The sequence below is a fragment of the Bacillus sp. FJAT-42376 genome (assembly GCF_003816055.1).
Classification (GTDB): Bacteria; Bacillota; Bacilli; order Bacillales; family Bacillaceae; genus Metabacillus_B.
On record NZ_CP033906.1, the window covers coordinates 415,627 to 433,260 of the forward strand.

Here is a 17,634-nt window from a genome sequence, read left to right on the forward strand (position 1 = left end):
AAATGAACCGAGGACGATTAAAGCAGATCCTGCTCATCACTGACGGATGTTCCAATCACGGAGAGGACCCGGTCGCAATGGCAGCGTATGCCAACGAGCAAGGGATCACAGTAAATGTTATTGGAGTGGTGGATGAAAAGGTAATTGATGAAGCGGCGATGAGAGAGATTGAGAGTATTGCTGCTTCCGGAGGCGGAGTCAGCCAGACGGTTTATGCACAAAGTTTGTCTCAGACTGTGCAAATGGTGACTAGAAAAGCGATGACACAAACCATCCAGGGGGTCGTCAACAAGGAATTGCAGCAAATTCTCGGGAAAAAGGTTTCGATGGAGGAGCTGCCGCCTGATAAAAGGGGGGAAGTGCTCGAAGTTGTAGACGAGCTGGGTGAAACAATGCACCTGGAAATGGTCATCATGGTCGATGTCAGTGCCAGCATGACACCTAAGCTCCCTACGGTAAAGGAGGCGCTGCTTGATTTATCCATCAGCCTTAATTCCAGAGTGGGAGAGAATGAATTTTCGGTATGCGTATTTCCTGGGAAACGCAAAGATGCAGAAGTGGTGCTGGACTGGACACCGCGTCTTGAGTCTATATCGTCCCTTTTTTCCAAGCTGTCCGCGGGCGGTTTGACGCCAACAGGGCCTGCGATCCGCGAAGGGGCTGCATTAATCAGCAGGAAAAAAGATAGCCGGAGAGATCTTCTGGATGATGAGGAGTACCGCTATGAAGGGGGCCGATAAGGTACTTCCCGGAACGAAATTAAAGGGGAAGTGGCATGGGAACGAGTACACCGTGATCAAATCTCTCGGAAAAGGAGCGAATGGTTCGGTCTATTTGGTTCAAAGCAAAAATGGACTTGCGGCGTTGAAATTGAGTGATAACAGCATGTCCATTACATCTGAAGTGAATGTGCTGAAGCACTTTTCAAAGGTCCAGGGGAAAAGCCTTGGGCCTCATTTGTATGATACGGATGACTGGGAGCTCAAGTCTGGAAGTCCCGCTCTTTCTTTTTACGTAATGGAATACATAAAAGGCGTTCCTTTTCTTGAATTTATTCGTGCAAGGGGAGCGGAATGGGTGCCGGTTCTGCTTCTACAGCTTCTTGGAAGTTTATCCAATCTTCATGATGCCGGCTGGGTATTTGGAGATTTAAAGCCCGAAAACCTGATTGTCACAGACTCTCCCGTAACGGTGAAGATTATTGATGTAGGCGGAACAACAGGAATAGGCCGATCCATTAAAGAATACACGGAGTTTTTTGACAGAGGCTACTGGGGGATGGGCTCAAGAAAAGCGGATCCGGGCTATGATTTATTCGCCGCAGCGATGATTGCCATCAATGCCGGCGTTGGGGAAAGGTTTACTAAGGATTCGGGCGGCGGTGAGAAGCTTTTATTTGATAAAATTGAGAGCGTACCGCTCCTCCGTAAGCAAAAGCCGGTACTGGAGAAAGCATTGACCGGAAAGTACAGCGGGGCAGCTGAGATGAAAAAGGATCTCCTTTCCTGTCTGGCCAAGCCTGCTGAGAAGGAAAACAGCAGAAAATCAGCTTCCGTTCCGAAGCAGACACATTCTGCCGCTTCGCAAACAAGAACGAAGAAAAAGAAAAAAACGGTTTCGAAGAGCAGGAGATCCAATGCGTATTCAAGCGGGTGGATGGATACGTTTATTGTCGTGAGCGGGGTGTTTATTCTATATGCTCTTTACATTTTTCATTTTCTGCTTCCTTAAAAAAGGTGATTTTGTGAACATAGAGTCTGTTTTTTGCAGGCACCCGGATAAAAATGGTACGATATTTATATCGTTAATTTGTCAGTAAATGAGGGAGAAACGTGGTACCCTTTATTCCGTTTATAAAAAAACATCAGCTGATTGAGCCTTCCTCCACTATCCTGGCCGGGGTTTCGGGCGGTCCTGATTCGTTAAGTCTGCTGCATATGCTCCTCCGGATTCGCGAAGAGTGGAACTTGAACGTGATCGTTCTTCATGTCGATCACATGTTCAGGGGGAAAGAATCAGAAGAAGAAATGGAATTTGTCCGGTCCTTTTGCCTGAAAAACAATGTGCGGTTCGAAGGCATTCAGGCTGATGCAGGCGCTTATGCCAGGCTTCATCATATGGGCTCTCAGGAAGCAGCGAGAGAATGCAGGTATCAGTTTTTCGAACAAATGATGAAGCGCTATAATGGGTCTTCATTAGTGCTTGGCCATCATGGAGATGACCAGATTGAGACCATTCTCATGAGGCTCGTCCGGGGCGGCAAGGGAAAATCTCTGGCAGGCATCCAGCCGAAGCGGGAATTTGCCGGCGGATATATCGTCCGTCCGCTGCTTGGGATGAGCAGGCAGGAGATTATGGATTATTGCAGGAAAGAAGGGTTATCCCCCCGGTTTGATCCAAGCAACGAGAAAGACTCCTACACACGGAACCGGTTCAGAAAGCGCGTCCTGCCTTTTTTGAAGGAGGAGAACCCCCGGGTGCATGAGAAGTTCCAGTCTTTCAGCGAGAATTTATCCGAAGACGAAGAGTATTTGCAGGAATTAACCGAGCGCGGGATGAATACAGTATGGAGAAGCGGACATGGTTTTGCAGAGCTTGAAATCGATCTGCTGAAAAGGTTGCCTTTACCTTTACAAAGAAGAGGGATTCAACTAATATTAAACTATCTTTACAAAAGTGTTCCGTCTTCATTATCATCCATACATACAGAAAGCGTTCTATCTTTGCTTTCCCAGTCACACCCTTCCGGATCTCTCCACCTTCCAAACGGTTTAAAGGCAGTGAAGTCCTATAATTTATGCATGTTTACCTTTGAACATGAAGAAAAGGATCCCTATCTGCTGGAACTGCCTGTCCCGGGGGAAATTACCCTTCCAGACGGAGGCAGACTCACCGCTCAGCTGGTGAAGGAGATGCCAGATGCTCACCTGGGGAAGAACAGCCTTCTTATAAAGCGGGACCAGGTCCTGCTGCCTTTTTCCGTACGTTCCAGGAAAAATGGGGACAAACTGAAAGTTAAAGGCATGAATGGCACAAAAAAAGTCAAAGATATATTTATTGACAAGAAGATCGCAATTGAAGCCAGGAACCAGTGGCCGGTTCTCGAAGACGCAAACGGAACGATTTTGTGGCTGCCGGGTCTGACAAAATCAGCCTGGGAGGAAAATGAATGGTCTGAGGACGAATTCATTTTTTTACAATATCATCAACAAGGATCTTCTAGGGGGCAAAACAAGCATGATGAAACAGGATATTGAAAAAGTTTTAGTAACGGAAGAGGAAATACAGGAGAAGGTCAAAGAATTGGGAGCCATGCTGACCGAAGAATACAAAGATACTTTTCCGCTTGCTATAGGCGTTCTAAAAGGCGCATTGCCTTTCATGGCAGATCTTCTTAAGCACATCGATACATATTTGGAAATGGATTTCATGGATGTTTCCAGTTATGGAACATCAATGGTTTCTTCTGGAGAAGTGAAGATTCTGAAGGATCTTGACACTTCAGTAGAAGGACGCGACATCCTTATCATAGAAGATATTATCGACAGTGGTTTAACATTGAGCTATCTTGTGGAATTATTCAGGTATCGGAAAGCCAAATCCATCAAAATTGTTACGCTCTTGGATAAGCCGAGCGGAAGAAAAGCGGATATCCAGGCTGACTACATAGGATTTGAAGTACCAGATGCCTTTGTTGTAGGGTATGGGCTTGATTACATCGAGCGCTACCGCAACCTTCCTTACATTGGAGTTCTGAAACCCCGCGTTTACCAAAACTCTGAGGATTAAGGCCTGAATAATTGGCGCCATATTGTTTGTACTGGTATGATTTTCTATGATACTATTTAAACTAATTGTGTCTACTGTGGGAGGAGGTAAGGAATGAAACGGATCTTCCGAAATACGATCTTTTATTTACTCATATTTTTGGTTGTGATCGGAATCGTTAGTACATTTAACGGTCAAAATCCGAAAACAGAACCATTGACTTACACTGAATTCGTGTCCAAACTGGAAGCGGGAAATGTTGAGCAGATCACTGCTAAACCGGTGCGGGGCGTTTTTGAGGTAAAAGGGCAGCTTAAAAATGCAAAAAAGGATCAATTCTTTTTAACTCATGTGCCTAGCGAGTCGATTGATCAGATCACAGCAGCTGCAAAAACGAGCAAAACGGAATTTCAGCCGGCTGAAGAAACAAGCGGCTGGGTCACTTTTTTCACTTCCATTATACCTTTTGTCATCATCTTCATTCTGTTTTTCTTCCTGCTTAACCAGGCTCAGGGCGGCGGCAGCCGTGTTATGAACTTCGGCAAAAGCAAAGCGAAGCTGTACAGTGAAGAGAAGAAGAAGGTTAAATTTAAGGATGTAGCCGGTGCAGATGAAGAAAAGCAGGAGCTTGTAGAGGTCGTTGACTTCCTCAAGGATCCCCGCAAATTCTCTGAACTCGGAGCAAGAATACCTAAAGGGGTTCTGCTAGTCGGACCTCCGGGTACTGGTAAAACATTGCTTGCAAGAGCGGTGGCAGGAGAAGCAGGCGTTCCGTTTTTCTCTATAAGCGGATCGGACTTCGTTGAAATGTTCGTAGGGGTCGGGGCATCCCGTGTGCGCGACCTGTTCGAAAACGCGAAGAAAAATGCTCCTTGTATTATCTTTATCGATGAAATTGACGCAGTTGGACGCCAGCGTGGAGCCGGTCTTGGGGGCGGCCACGATGAGCGTGAGCAAACATTGAACCAATTGCTTGTTGAAATGGATGGATTCAGCGCGAACGAAGGGATCATCATTATTGCGGCTACAAACCGTGCAGATATCCTTGACCCCGCTCTTCTCCGTCCGGGACGCTTTGACCGTCAGATTACGGTGGACCGTCCGGATGTTAAGGGCCGTGAAGCGGTACTGCGGGTTCATTCACGCAATAAACCATTAGATCAGTCTGTTGACCTGAAAGCCATTGCCATGAGAACGCCAGGTTTTTCCGGAGCTGATCTGGAGAACCTTCTGAACGAAGCGGCTCTTGTCGCAGCACGTTCGAACAAGAAGAAAGTTGACATGCTCGATATTGACGAAGCGACAGACCGTGTGATTGCGGGACCTGCCAAGAAAAGCAGGGTCATTTCTGAAAAAGAGCGCAACATTGTGGCCTATCATGAAGGCGGACACACCATTATCGGCCACGTACTGGATGAGGCTGAAATGGTTCACAAAGTAACGATTGTACCTCGCGGGCAGGCAGGCGGCTATGCTGTTATGCTTCCGAAAGAGGACCGGTACTTCATGACGAAGCCGGAGCTGTTAGATAAAATCACAGGTCTGCTTGGCGGACGTGTAGCCGAGGAAATCGTATTCGGCGAAGTGAGTACGGGCGCATCAAACGACTTCCAACGAGCGACGGGGATTGCCCGCCGCATGGTAACGGAATTCGGGATGTCTGATAAGCTTGGACCGCTTCAGTTCGGCCAATCTCAAGGACAAGTGTTTTTAGGCAGAGATATTAATAACGAGCCAAACTACAGTGATGCAATCGCTCACGAAATCGATATGGAAATCCAGAACTTTATCAAAGTCAGCTATGACCGTGCTAAAACGATTCTTACAGAGAACCGTGACAAGCTTGAGCTCGTAGCGAAAACACTTCTTGAAGTAGAAACGCTGGATGCTAAACAAATCGATCATCTTATGAAGCATGGCAAGCTTCCTGATCGGATTGAGGACCTGGATAGTTCAAGCGATGTAGATTCTGCTTCAGATGTTAAGATCAACATTCAGAGAAAAACAGAGGAGCCAGCTCCGCTGGAAAACCCTGGACAGCCTGATCTGAAAAAAGACTAATGCATGCTTTAGACCGCATTCTTTCGGGAATGCGGTCTTTTGTTTGAAGAGAAAGAGGGATTGATTAACCGGATCGAGCACGTTGCCCTCAGAATATGGATGTTTTATGATATGATGGTGGCGGAATGTTTTAAAATGGATTAGAGAAACTATATAGAGTGGTGAAAATCGTTGATTTTAGTATTGGATGTCGGAAATACAAATACAGTTATCGGTGTGTATGAGAAAGAAGAGCTGAACTATCATTGGCGCATTGAAACAAGCAGAAATAAAACGGAAGATGAGTTTGGAATGCTTTTCAAATCCCTGTTCGAGCATGTAGGAATTTCCTTTCAGGATTTTGAAGGAATTATCATTTCATCTGTCGTTCCTCCCATCATGTTCTCCCTGGAGCGCATGTGCAAAAAGTACTTTCAAATTAAACCGCAGATTGTAGGACCTGGTATTAAAACAGGTTTAAATATCAAGTATGAAAATCCGAGAGAAGTCGGTGCAGACCGGATTGTTAATGCCGTGGCAGGCATCCATCTTTATGGAAGCCCCTTGATCATCGTTGACTTCGGGACAGCCACAACCTATTGCTATATAAACGAAGAAAAACAATACATGGGCGGAGCGATTGCACCCGGGGTTAATATTTCCACGGAAGCGCTCTATTCGAGAGCGGCGAAGCTTCCGAGAATTGAAATTGCCAGACCGGAGAACATTATTGGGAAAAATACGGTCAGTGCTATGCAATCGGGTATTTTATTTGGCTATGTAGGACAGGTAGAGGGAATTGTAAGAAGAATGAAAGAAGAAACCGGGCAAAATCCGAAGGTTATCGGAACGGGCGGGCTGGCAAGTCTGATTGCAAACGAATCCGATACAATTGATATTGTAGATCCTTTTCTTACGTTGAAAGGTCTGCACCTTATTTATGACCGTAATCTTTGATACCAAGAGCAGCATCTTGAAGGGAGTCTTTACAAAATGGATTATTTGGTAAAAGCACTGGCATATGACGGGCAAGTTCGGGCGTATGCGGTTAAATCAACCGATACAGTCGGTGAAGGACAAAGAAGACATCAAACATGGCCAACTGCTTCAGCGGCGCTTGGAAGAACGCTGACTGCAGGCTTAATGCTTGGAACCATGATGAAAGGGAATGACAAGCTGACCATTAAGGTGGAAGGCGGCGGTCCATTAGGCCCAATCCTCGTTGATGCCAATGCAAAAGGGCAGGTAAGAGGATATGTAACCCACCCTCAAACCCATTTTGAACTAAACAAATTCGGCAAACTCGATGTCGCCCGTGCAGTAGGAACGGAAGGAATGCTGACCATTGTGAAAGATATTGGCATGAGGGAGCATTTTACCGGACAGGTCCCGATCGTATCAGGGGAACTGGGCGAAGATTTCACCTATTACCTTGTTTCGTCTGAGCAGGTTCCATCCTCTGTGGGAGTTGGGGTGCTTGTAAACCCGGATAACAGCATCCTTGCAGCAGGCGGATTTATCGTTCAGCTTTTACCTGGAGCAGAGGAAAAAACGATTGCCGCGATAGAAAAACGGTTAACGGAAATGGAGCCGATCTCCAAGCTTATCGAAAAAGGATTGAATCCTGAGCAAATTCTGGATGTGGTACTTGGCGAAGGAAACGTAAAAATTCTGGAAACCATGCCGGTATCCTTCCAATGCCAATGCTCTAAAGAGCGTTTTGGTTCAGCCATTATCAGTCTGGGCACAAAAGAAATCGAAGAAATGATTGAAGAAGATGGCCAGGCAGAAGCACAGTGCCATTTCTGCAACGAAATTTATATTTTTTCAAAAGAAGAGCTTGAAGAATTAAAAGCAGAATCCAAATAAGACCGAAGCCTGGGAGTGGGGAAATGAACAAAAGAGCTCTTTGGTTCGTGATAATTGGACTGGTCTGCCTCCAGATTGGAACATTCATTTATTTTACGTCGAAAAATTCTTCATCTGGGCCGCCATCAGAAACCGTCGCGAAAATAGGCCAGGCGGAAGTATCGAGGGAAGAGTGGCTTGCGCGCCTTGAGGACCGCTATGGGAAAGAGACGCTTGAGCAAATGGTCAATATCCGGGTGGTCGAAGAGCTGTCAAAAAAATATCATGTGACGGTAAAAGAGTCTGCCATCGACCGGGAGCTTGAAATGTTTAAAGTCTCAGCCAATGCGACGGAAAATGAAGGCCATGAAACCGAGAAAGAGTGGAGAAAGCAAATCCGCTACAGCATTTTGCTGGAGGAGCTTTTAACGAAAGATGTGAATGTCACAGAAAAAGAAATGAAGAATTACTATCTTGAAAATAAAGGTCAATACGCATTTAAAGACGCCTATCATCTTTCTCAGATTAAAGTATCAAGCAAAAAACAGGCAGATGAAGTCATCAAAGAACTAAAAGAGGGTTCCAGTTTTCAAGTACTTGCTGAGGAGCATGCTTCAGCAGAAGAAACACAGGGAGACCTCGGCTTCCTTTCTCAAGGCCACCCGTCATTTCCGGAAGAGTATCTTAAAGAGGCAGCCTCTTTAAAACCGGGGATGTACAGTGAGCATCCCGTTAAAATAAAGAACGGCTATGCTGTTTTATTTCTGGAAGAGAAAATAAAAGGGCGGACGTATTCATACAATGATGTAAAAGAACAAATCAGACGCCAGCTTGCTCTTGAGCAAATCCAAGGGGAGATTTCGGTAAAGCCTCTATGGAAAGAAGCAAAGGCAGAATGGTTTTATGGGCAAAAAGATTGACAATTCCGAATTGGATTGGTAACTTTTAATAAAACCAATAAAAATACTCGGAATAGAGGTGCTTTTAAATGCGTGTGGCAAATTCCATTCATGAATTGATTGGGGAAACCCCCATTGTAAAGTTAAACAAGATGGTAGATGACGATTCTGCAGATGTTTATTTAAAGCTTGAATTTATGAACCCCGGCAGCAGTGTAAAAGACCGGATTGCGCTGGCGATGATTGAAGCTGCGGAAAAGAACGGCAGCCTGAAGCCCGGAGACACACTCATTGAACCGACAAGCGGAAATACAGGAATCGGACTGGCTATGGTGGCAGCGGCTAAAGGAATTAATGCCATTCTTGTCATGCCGGATACAATGAGTATGGAGCGCAGAAACTTGCTTCGTGCCTACGGTGCAGAGCTTGTTCTCACTCCAGGAGCGGAAGGAATGGGAGGCGCGATCCGCAAAGCGGAAGAGCTTTCCAAAGAGCATGGCTATTTTATGCCGCAGCAATTCAAGAACGCCGCCAATCCAGAAGTTCACCGGTTAACAACAGGACCGGAAATTGTCCGTCAAATGGATCAGCTGGACGCGTTTATTGCAGGAATTGGAACGGGCGGAACCATTACGGGTGCCGGCGAAGTGCTGAAAGAACATTTTCCTGGAATCAAAATTTATGCGGTAGAGCCTGCTGATTCTCCTGTCCTTTCTGGAGGAAAGCCCGGTCCTCATAAAATCCAGGGGATTGGAGCAGGATTTGTTCCGGATATTTTAAATACTGAACTGTATGAAGAAGTCATCGGCGTGAAAAATGAAGATGCTTTTGAATACGCAAGGCTAGCTGCGAAAAGTGAAGGCGTACTTGGAGGGATTTCTTCAGGGGCTGCTATTTATGCCGCGCTAAAAGTAGCGAAGGAACTTGGCAAAGGCAAAAAAGTGCTTGCGATTATTCCGAGTAACGGAGAGCGCTATTTGAGCACACCGCTTTATCAATTTGAATAAAAGAAACATTTTTAAACAGTCCCAGGACTGTTTTTTTTTTGTCTCCGTCTCCTTATACCGGTGCCCTGCACTCCAATTAGGCTATGCGGGAAAACTTACAGGTAGCAGGAGGAATGGCTATTCAAGTAAAATATCGGTATATGCCATGTAGGAGTGTGTACCATGCCGAATAAGACTTACTATCCTTTTTATAAAAAAATGAAGTGGACGGCTGATTTTTTTCAAACGTATAAGATCCTTTCAGAAGGCGAACCCTATCATGCTCTGCTTGAGAGCGGGCGCGGAGGAAGGTATACGATTGCAGGACTCAGACCAGACACGGTCATTACGGCTAAAGGCCGGGAAATTGAAATGGTGGAAGGAGAGGAACACCGGACCTTTTGCGCAGAGCATCCTCTTGAGTGGCTTCAGCAGTGGATGTCATCGGTTACGGCTGAGAAAAACCCGGAACTCCCGGATTTTCAAAGCGGAGCAATCGGCTTTATTAGCTACGATGCTGTCCGCCACTTTGAAAAACTCCCTGTACATAGCGAAAATGACTTGGATACACCGGATTTTTTATGGATGATCTTCCATGAGGCGGCGATTCTCGACCACCATACGAATGAAATCTATTTCATCGTCCTTGAAGACCGAAGCGCACCGGAGCTTGCCCGAACTAAATTAGAAAAATGGGAACAGCGCTGGCTTCATCCTGTTTCAAGGGGCCATCGTGCCGTATACCCCTTGAAAGAGGCAGAAGTCAAAATGCATTTTACTCCTGAGCAATTCAAGGATGCTGTTCAAAAAATAAAAGAATACATTGCAGCTGGAGACGTGTTTCAGGTGAATTTATCCATGAGGCAGGGAGTGAAGCTTGAGAACCACCCATTGGACATTTATGAAAGACTGAAGGAAATCAATCCTTCTCCGTATATGGCTTACCTCGAGACCCCTGATTTTCAAATCGTATCCGGTTCACCGGAACTTCTCGTTAAGAAAAGCGGGAGGCTGCTCAGCACAAGGCCAATAGCGGGAACAAGGTCAAGAGGCCGTGATGATGAGGAAGACATGCAGCTTGCAAAAGAACTGATCGATAATGAGAAAGAAAGAGCCGAACACGTTATGCTGGTTGATCTCGAAAGAAACGACCTTGGACGCGTCTCGAAATACGGGACGGTGGAAGTAAATGAGTTCATGGCCATTGAAAGATACTCTCATGTGATGCACATTGTTTCGAATGTGCAGGGAGAATTAGAGGATGGAAAAAATTTTTCGGATATCATCCGCGCGGTATTCCCGGGTGGCACCATTACAGGCGCCCCAAAGGTTCGGACAATGGAGATCATTGAAGAACTGGAGCCGAAAAGAAGAGGAATTTATACGGGTTCCATCGGATGGATTGATTTTAATGGCGATTTGGAGTTGAATATAGTTATCAGAACTCTTTTTGCCAAGGATGGTGCCGGCTACATTCAGGCAGGGGCCGGAATCGTCATTGATTCAAATCCGGACTATGAGTATAAAGAGTCTCTGAAAAAGGCGGCCGCTGTCTTAAAAGCGGCAGAGCAGAGTAGAGCCCTGAGCTAATGAAAGGACGAGGTGAGCAGAGTGATTTTAATGATTGATAACTACGATTCATTTACGTACAACCTGGTACAGTATTTGGGAGAACTCGGAGAAGATCTTGTGGTGAAGCGGAATGATGAGATCACCCTTCAGGAGATTCGCGAGCTGAATCCAGAGTTTTTAATGATTTCTCCAGGTCCGTGCAGCCCCAATGAAGCGGGCATCAGTATGGAGGCTATAAGGGAATTTGCGGGAATCATACCCATTTTCGGTGTATGTTTAGGGCATCAGTCGATTGCCCAGGTATTCGGGGGAGACGTTATAAGAGCGGAACGCCTTATGCATGGAAAAGTTTCGGAGATCCAGCATGATGGCCAAACAATTTTCAGCGGGATTGAAACGCCATTTCTCGCTACCCGGTACCATTCGCTTATTGTGAAGAATGAAACCCTCCCGGACTGCTTCACAGTTTCCGCGAAAACAGACCAGGATGAAATTATGGCCATCCGCCATAAAGAGCTTCCGATTGAAGGAGTTCAGTTCCATCCTGAGTCCATTATGACTTCTGCAGGCAAAACCTTACTGAAGAACTTTATTGAAACATACAAGAAAGCGGAAGAGAGCGTCTCGTAATGTTCGTGTTTCTTAATTCCAAACTGATAAAGGGCGAAGAGGCGAGCGTTTCCCTCTTCGACCATGGATATATGTACGGACTTGGGGTGTTTGAAACATTCCGCACCTACCAGGGCCACTCTTTTTTATTGGCGGATCACTTGGCCAGGCTTAACGCTTCTCTTTCAGAGCTCGGTATTAAGGTGTCTCTGAATGCAGAACAAGTACACGGCATGGTTCAGGAATTGCTTGCTGCCAACCAAATGAAGAATGGGGATGCAGCGGTGAGGCTGACCGTTTCAGCAGGGAATGGAGGTCCTGGGTTTTCAGATCAGGTTTATGAAGAACCGGTCATCTCCTGTTTTTTAAGGCCGATTGCTTCCCCGGCTGACCAAAAACAGGGGCAGGTGCTCCAACTAAGAAGGAATACACCTGAAGGAGCATTCCGGATGAAGTCGAGCCATTACATGAACAATTTTCTCGCTAAAAAAGAGCTGTACGGCAAGCCCGATACAGAGGGGATCTTTTTGACAAAAGAAGACCATATTTGCGAAGGCATTGTGTCCAACGTGTTCTGGGTGAAAAATGGAACGGTCTTCACTCCTGCACCGGAAACCGGTGCTTTGGATGGCATCACCCGGAAATTTGTTCTCGCTTTATGCAGGAAATTGAATGTGCCGTATAAAGAAGGATTTTTTCCGCTGCATGAACTGCTTTCAGCGGAGGAAGCCTTTATGACCAATTCTGTGCAGGAAGTGATTCCATTTTCAAAAATTGATATCCAATCTTTTGCAGGTAAGGATGGAGCCGTTACACAGAAACTAAAAGAAGAGTATGCAAAATACCGGCATGCTCTTTGGTCACGAGATGAGCTGTAAAGGATGAGGTTTGATGGGGCTAACGACATTAGCCGCGCAGTCCGGAATGGATTGCCGCGGATATACATTGAATTACAACGAAAAAACACTGATCATGGGCATTTTAAATGTCACACCTGATTCGTTTTCGGATGGGGGGAGGTTTAACACACTTGATCAGGCTGTCCTCCGTGCGAAAACGCTAGTCGGGCAAGGAGCGGATATCATTGATATCGGCGGGGAATCCACAAGGCCGGGTGCGGTGTTCGTTTCTGAAGAAGAAGAGATGGAGCGGGTCATTCCGGTTATTGAGCGGTTATCCAAAGAGGTGGATGCACCGATCTCGATTGACACATACAAAGCGGCTGTGGCAAGGGAAGCGCTTAAAGCAGGTGCGCACATTGTAAATGATATTTGGGGTGCAAAAGCGGAACCGGATATTGCGGCTGCAGCAGCGGAATATGACGCGCCGATCATTCTCATGCATAACCGGAAGGAGCGGGATTACGATCAGCTTATCCCTGATATGATCACCGACTTGATGGAGAGTGTAGCGATTGCGGAACTTGCGGGAGTTCAGAATGATAAAATCATTCTGGATCCGGGAATCGGTTTTGCCAAAACTTTTGAAGACAATATGGAAGTGATGGGAAACATGGAGGCATTCACAAGCCTCGGATATCCGGTTCTCCTTGGGACTTCCAGAAAAACCTTTATTGGAAAGGTTTTGGATTTGCCACCTGAAGAAAGAATGGAAGGGACAGGAGCGACTGTCTGCCTTGGTATTCATAAGGGCTGCGCCATTGTCCGCGTACATGATGTGAAGGAAATAGCAAGAATGGCGAAAATGATGGATGCGATGATTGGGAAGGGGAGTCATGCCCATGGATAAAATCTATGTATCCGGAATGGAGTTTTACGGATATCATGGCGTGTACAAAGAAGAAAACAAGCTTGGCCAAAGGTTCCGGGCCGATTTGACGATAGAAAAGGATTTGAAAAAAGCAGGCCAAACAGACGAACTGGAATACACGGTGAACTATGCGGAACTTTATAAGATCTGCAAACGCGTTATTGAGGGGGAGCCGAAGAAGCTTGTCGAAACCCTTGCCGAAAAAATTGCAGCCGATGTCCTGGCAGCTTTTCCGGAAGTACAGTCTGTCACCATTAAATTAGTTAAGCCGGACCCTCCTATCCCCGGGCATTATGACCATGTAGCGGTCGAGCTGACCAGGATCCAGTCATGAGTGCAGCCGTTTATCTTGCTCTCGGGTCCAATATGGGAGACCGGGAAAGCTACTTAATGGATGCCATCAAGCTGCTGAATGAAGACCCCGGCATTGAAGTGATCAAACAATCTTCCATCTATGAAACCGACCCGGTTGGATTTACTGAGCAAAGTGCATTTTTAAATATGGCGGTGGAAATTGTTTCCTCATACTCTCCGGATGAATTACTTGATAAAACTCAGCATATCGAACAATGTCTGGGAAGAACGAGGAAAATCAGGTGGGGGCCGCGGACTTTAGACCTTGACATTTTATTGTATAATCATGAAAATATTGAAACAGAGCGGTTAATTGTCCCGCACCCTCGGATGAAGGAACGGGCTTTTGTGTTAATTCCTCTTTATGAAATCAATTCACATGTTTCAATACCGGCGAGTCAGCCGATTTCGGTCATCATAGATCAATTATCAGACAAAGAAGGGGTCAGACTATGGAAGCTGAGAAATGGGGAAGGCGGATTAGAGCCTACCGAAAGCTGAAGGGCTACACCCAGGAGAGTTTCGCAAAAGATCTTGGAATCTCGGTGTCGGTTCTTGGCGAAGTAGAGCGGGGAAACCGGGTGCCCAGTCATGAGTTTGTTAAAGAAATCGCAGCGGCGCTTCATGTAACGGTGGAGGAACTGTCACCTAAAGAGTAAGGAAAGGAGCAGGGACGGGTGTTTAAAATAGGCGATATACAAATGAAAAACCGTGTTGTGCTTGCTCCGATGGCGGGCGTCTGCAACGCTGCATTCCGCCTCACGGTCAAAGAGTTCGGTGCGGGTCTTGTATGCGCGGAAATGGTCAGTGATAAAGCAATTCTTTATAACAACGCAAGAACAATGGGTATGCTGTTTATTGATGAGCGGGAAAAACCGCTCAGCCTTCAGATTTTCGGAGGAGAGAAAGACACATTAGTAGAAGCGGCGAAGTTTGTTGATAAAAATACAACAGCGGACATCATCGATATTAATATGGGCTGTCCTGTACCGAAGATTACCAAGTGTGATGCAGGTGCGAGATGGCTGCTTGACCCGAATAAAATATATGAAATGGTATCTGCTGTCGTCGATGCGGTTGATAAGCCTGTTACGGTCAAAATGAGAACAGGTTGGGACAGCGACCATATATATGCCATTGAGAATGCACGAGCTGTAGAACGCGCTGGCGGACAGGCTGTGGCTGTTCACGGACGTACCAGGGTACAAATGTATGAAGGGCATGCAGACTGGGATATTATTAAACAGGTAAAAGAGTCTGTTAACATCCCGGTGATCGGAAACGGAGACGTACAAACGCCTCAGGATGCGAAGAGAATGCTTGAAACAACCGGGGTGGACGCTGTTATGATTGGCCGGGCTGCGCTCGGAAATCCTTGGATGATTTACCGTACAGTTAATTACCTTGAAACAGGTGAACTCGCAGCAGAACCATCAGCCAGAGAGAAAATGTCAGTCTGCAAGCTGCATCTGGACCGCCTGATTGAACTGAAAGGTGAATATGTAGCTGTCCGCGAAATGCGCAAGCATGCAGCATGGTACCTGAAAGGCATCAGGGGCAACGCCCAAGTCCGGAACGGGATCAATGCTTGTGAAACAAGAGCTGATTTTGTAACATTGGTTGATGAATTTACTGAAGAAGCAGAAGCAAGGCAGGATCACAGCGCAGAAGCTGTATGAACAAGCAGGCGGGCCGGTCTGTTAGCGGCCTTCCTTTTATAAAAGAAGAATAGGAGATGAAGATTCCGTGAGTGAACAAGAAATGAATCAGGAAGAATTAAACGACCAGCTGCAGGTAAGACGGGAAAAACTACATACATTGAGAGAAAAAGGGCTGGACCCTTTTGGAAAACGCTTTGATGCTACTCATCAAACAGCTGGTCTCCTTGCGCAATTCGAACAAGTAACGAAAGAAGAATTGGAACAAAACGAACACCGCGTAACGATTGCAGGACGTATTATGACAAAACGCGGCAAAGGCAAAGCGGGATTTGCCCATGTGCAGGATCTTCAGGGACAAATCCAGATCTACGTTCGCCTTGATGCAGTCGGGGAAGAGCAATACGAACTGTTCAATACGGCAGACCTTGGAGATATCGTTGGAATTACAGGGGTTATGTTTAAAACAAAAGTGGGAGAGCTTTCCGTTAAAGCAACTTCTTTTGAGCTGTTAACAAAATCTTTGCGTCCTCTTCCTGATAAATACCATGGACTGAAAGACATTGAGCAGCGCTATCGCCAGCGTTATCTGGATCTGATTATGAATCCTGAAAGCAAACAGACATTTATCGCACGGAGCAAAATTATTCAATCTATGCGCCGGTACTTGGATGACCATGGCTATTTGGAAGTAGAAACGCCTACTATGCATTCAATCCCGGGCGGAGCGTCTGCACGTCCGTTCATCACTCATCACAATGCACTGGATATGCCGCTCTATATGAGAATTGCCATTGAGCTTCACTTAAAGCGTCTGATTGTAGGCGGACTTGAAAAGGTATATGAAATCGGCCGCGTATTCCGCAATGAAGGGATCTCTACCCGCCATAATCCTGAATTCACGATGATTGAGTTGTATGAGGCGTATGCTGATTATAACGATATTATGAAGCTCACAGAGAACCTTATTGCTCATATTGCGAAAGATGTATTGGGCACCACTGTCGTGAAATATGGGGACCACGAAGTAAATCTTGAACCGGAATGGACAAGACTTCATATGGTAGATGCTATCAAAGAAGCTACAGGTGCGGACTTCTGGAAAGAGATGACCGTGGAGGAAGCAAAAGCTCTTGCTGCAGAGCATGGAGTAGACGTAACAGCTCATATGACGGTTGGACACATCATCAACGAATTCTTTGAGCAAAAAGTGGAGGAAACTCTTATTCAGCCTACATTTATTTATGGGCACCCTGTTGAAATCTCGCCGCTTGCCAAGAAAAACGATGAGGACCCGCGTTTCACAGACCGTTTTGAATTGTTTATTGTAGCCCGTGAGCATGCGAACGCATTTACTGAGCTCAATGATCCAATCGATCAGAAAGAGCGCTTTGAAGGCCAGCTGAAAGAGCGTGAGCAAGGAAATGACGAAGCTCATATGATGGATGAAGATTTCATCGAGGCACTTGAATATGGTATGCCTCCTACAGGCGGGCTTGGAATCGGGATCGACCGTATTGTTATGCTGCTGACAAATTCAGCTTCTATCCGTGACGTTCTTTTATTCCCTCAAATGAGACACCGCTAATGAAAAGAAAGAAAGCCGGATTAAAAAAATCCGGCTTTCTTTTTCTTTTGTGCGCCTGGCATGGGTGTAATCTATAGGGTGGGAGTCCCGAACTGCGAAGGCAGAAGTAGCAGTTAGCTTAACGCAAGGGTGTCCATGGTGACGTGGAATCTGAAGGAAGCGAGCGGCAAACCTCCGGTCTGAGGAACACGAACTTCATACGAGGCTTATGTATCGTTGGATGAGTTTGCAAAACAAAACAAAGTCCATTCTGTCGAAGGCGATATTAGGTAAATGAAGCAGATAGGTGGAGGGAAAGATTGCATTCTTACCCAGGGAGGTCTGGCTGGAATGCCGAGCACACTCGGTAACCTATTTAGTGATAAATAGCTGAACAGCCAGAAGTCAGCAGAAGTCATAGTACCAGTGGTATCTAGAACCGCTGGGAAGGACTGAATCAATTTAGAAGAATCAGCGCTTGGCGTACGAGTTGCTTAATGAAGCAGAAACATGATCCTTCCTAATGGAGGTAGTGGTGAATCCACGAGGGACACTAGAAGGGC

At 46.1% G+C, this 17,634-nt stretch carries 18 protein-coding genes; all 18 read left to right on the plus strand.

What is annotated here, in order from left to right; all coding sequences use genetic code 11:
• Positions 1–2 precede the first annotated feature (2 nt).
• The 18 genes from CEF21_RS01985 (at position 3) to lysS (ending at position 17,092) form a co-directional block, all read left to right on the plus strand.
• Complete coding sequence (locus tag CEF21_RS01985) at positions 3–740, plus strand: vWA domain-containing protein (protein WP_123913177.1); 738 nt, start codon at positions 3–5, stop codon at positions 738–740.
• A complete protein-coding gene (locus CEF21_RS01990) occupies positions 706–1,731 on the plus strand; it encodes a protein kinase domain-containing protein (RefSeq protein WP_481747615.1) in 1,026 nt (341 codons plus the stop codon). The genes CEF21_RS01985 and CEF21_RS01990 overlap by 35 nt, the downstream gene beginning before the upstream one ends.
• A gap of 101 nt (positions 1,732–1,832) precedes the next feature.
• Complete coding sequence (tilS, locus tag CEF21_RS01995) at positions 1,833–3,257, plus strand: tRNA lysidine(34) synthetase TilS (protein ID WP_241156748.1); 1,425 nt, start codon at positions 1,833–1,835, stop codon at positions 3,255–3,257.
• On the plus strand, positions 3,238–3,789 hold the full coding sequence (gene hpt / locus CEF21_RS02000; RefSeq protein WP_123913178.1) for a hypoxanthine phosphoribosyltransferase: 552 nt from the start codon (positions 3,238–3,240) through the stop codon (positions 3,787–3,789). The genes tilS and hpt overlap by 20 nt, the downstream gene beginning before the upstream one ends.
• Before the next feature lie 93 nt (positions 3,790–3,882).
• A complete protein-coding gene (ftsH, locus tag CEF21_RS02005) occupies positions 3,883–5,829 on the plus strand; it encodes an ATP-dependent zinc metalloprotease FtsH (protein WP_123913179.1) in 1,947 nt (648 codons plus the stop codon).
• A gap of 171 nt (positions 5,830–6,000) precedes the next feature.
• Complete coding sequence (locus CEF21_RS02010; RefSeq protein WP_123913180.1) at positions 6,001–6,765, plus strand: type III pantothenate kinase; 765 nt, start codon at positions 6,001–6,003, stop codon at positions 6,763–6,765.
• Positions 6,766–6,801: 36 nt separating this feature from the next.
• On the plus strand, positions 6,802–7,677 hold the full coding sequence (gene hslO / locus CEF21_RS02015; RefSeq protein WP_123913181.1) for an Hsp33 family molecular chaperone HslO: 876 nt from the start codon (positions 6,802–6,804) through the stop codon (positions 7,675–7,677).
• A 23-nt stretch (positions 7,678–7,700) separates the two neighbouring features.
• Entirely contained in the window at positions 7,701–8,576 is an 876-nt protein-coding gene (locus CEF21_RS02020; RefSeq protein WP_123913182.1) for a peptidyl-prolyl cis-trans isomerase, read from the plus strand.
• 68 nt (positions 8,577–8,644) lie between these two features.
• On the plus strand, positions 8,645–9,562 hold the full coding sequence (gene cysK / locus CEF21_RS02025) for a cysteine synthase A (RefSeq protein WP_123913183.1): 918 nt from the start codon (positions 8,645–8,647) through the stop codon (positions 9,560–9,562).
• A 162-nt stretch (positions 9,563–9,724) separates the two neighbouring features.
• Positions 9,725–11,131 carry an anthranilate synthase component I family protein gene (locus CEF21_RS02030; protein ID WP_123913184.1) on the plus strand — a complete coding sequence of 469 codons (1,407 nt, stop codon included), beginning with the start codon at positions 9,725–9,727 and terminating at the stop codon, positions 11,129–11,131.
• Between the two features lie 21 nt (positions 11,132–11,152).
• The gene (pabA, locus tag CEF21_RS02035) at positions 11,153–11,743 is read left to right on the plus strand and encodes an aminodeoxychorismate/anthranilate synthase component II (protein ID WP_123913185.1); all 591 of its coding nucleotides are present in this window, start codon (positions 11,153–11,155) and stop codon (positions 11,741–11,743) included.
• A complete protein-coding gene (gene pabC / locus CEF21_RS02040) occupies positions 11,743–12,600 on the plus strand; it encodes an aminodeoxychorismate lyase (RefSeq protein WP_123913186.1) in 858 nt (285 codons plus the stop codon). The genes pabA and pabC overlap by 1 nt, the downstream gene beginning before the upstream one ends.
• A 13-nt stretch (positions 12,601–12,613) precedes the next feature.
• Positions 12,614–13,471 carry a dihydropteroate synthase gene (gene folP, locus CEF21_RS02045; protein WP_123913187.1) on the plus strand — a complete coding sequence of 286 codons (858 nt, stop codon included), beginning with the start codon at positions 12,614–12,616 and terminating at the stop codon, positions 13,469–13,471.
• Positions 13,464–13,826: a dihydroneopterin aldolase gene (gene folB / locus CEF21_RS02050; RefSeq protein WP_123913188.1), complete on the plus strand. Its 363-nt coding sequence runs from the start codon at positions 13,464–13,466 to the stop codon at positions 13,824–13,826. Before folP ends, folB begins: the two co-directional genes overlap by 8 nt.
• A complete protein-coding gene (gene folK / locus CEF21_RS02055; RefSeq protein ID WP_123913189.1) occupies positions 13,823–14,347 on the plus strand; it encodes a 2-amino-4-hydroxy-6-hydroxymethyldihydropteridine diphosphokinase in 525 nt (174 codons plus the stop codon). The genes folB and folK overlap by 4 nt, the downstream gene beginning before the upstream one ends.
• Positions 14,299–14,505 carry a helix-turn-helix domain-containing protein gene (locus CEF21_RS02060; RefSeq protein WP_123913190.1) on the plus strand — a complete coding sequence of 69 codons (207 nt, stop codon included), beginning with the start codon at positions 14,299–14,301 and terminating at the stop codon, positions 14,503–14,505. The genes folK and CEF21_RS02060 overlap by 49 nt, the downstream gene beginning before the upstream one ends.
• Positions 14,506–14,523: 18 nt before the next feature.
• Positions 14,524–15,525: a tRNA dihydrouridine synthase DusB gene (dusB, locus tag CEF21_RS02065; RefSeq protein ID WP_123913191.1), complete on the plus strand. Its 1,002-nt coding sequence runs from the start codon at positions 14,524–14,526 to the stop codon at positions 15,523–15,525.
• 67 nt (positions 15,526–15,592) lie between these two features.
• Positions 15,593–17,092: a lysine--tRNA ligase gene (lysS, locus tag CEF21_RS02070; RefSeq protein WP_123913192.1), complete on the plus strand. Its 1,500-nt coding sequence runs from the start codon at positions 15,593–15,595 to the stop codon at positions 17,090–17,092.
• Positions 17,093–17,634: the final 542 nt, after the last annotated feature.

Coding starts and splice junctions, on each gene's coding strand:
- CEF21_RS01985 (WP_123913177.1), top strand. CDS start 3: ATGAACCGAGGACGATTAAAGCAGATCCTGCTCATCACTGACGGATGT.
- CEF21_RS01990 (WP_481747615.1), top strand. CDS start 706: ATGATGAGGAGTACCGCTATGAAGGGGGCCGATAAGGTACTTCCCGGA.
- hpt (WP_123913178.1), top strand. CDS start 3,238: ATGATGAAACAGGATATTGAAAAAGTTTTAGTAACGGAAGAGGAAATA.
- ftsH (WP_123913179.1), top strand. CDS start 3,883: ATGAAACGGATCTTCCGAAATACGATCTTTTATTTACTCATATTTTTG.
- hslO (WP_123913181.1), top strand. CDS start 6,802: ATGGATTATTTGGTAAAAGCACTGGCATATGACGGGCAAGTTCGGGCG.
- CEF21_RS02020 (WP_123913182.1), top strand. CDS start 7,701: ATGAACAAAAGAGCTCTTTGGTTCGTGATAATTGGACTGGTCTGCCTC.
- cysK (WP_123913183.1), top strand. CDS start 8,645: ATGCGTGTGGCAAATTCCATTCATGAATTGATTGGGGAAACCCCCATT.
- CEF21_RS02030 (WP_123913184.1), top strand. CDS start 9,725: ATGCCGAATAAGACTTACTATCCTTTTTATAAAAAAATGAAGTGGACG.
- pabC (WP_123913186.1), top strand. CDS start 11,743: ATGTTCGTGTTTCTTAATTCCAAACTGATAAAGGGCGAAGAGGCGAGC.
- folP (WP_123913187.1), top strand. CDS start 12,614: ATGGGGCTAACGACATTAGCCGCGCAGTCCGGAATGGATTGCCGCGGA.
- folB (WP_123913188.1), top strand. CDS start 13,464: ATGGATAAAATCTATGTATCCGGAATGGAGTTTTACGGATATCATGGC.
- folK (WP_123913189.1), top strand. CDS start 13,823: ATGAGTGCAGCCGTTTATCTTGCTCTCGGGTCCAATATGGGAGACCGG.
- CEF21_RS02060 (WP_123913190.1), top strand. CDS start 14,299: ATGGAAGCTGAGAAATGGGGAAGGCGGATTAGAGCCTACCGAAAGCTG.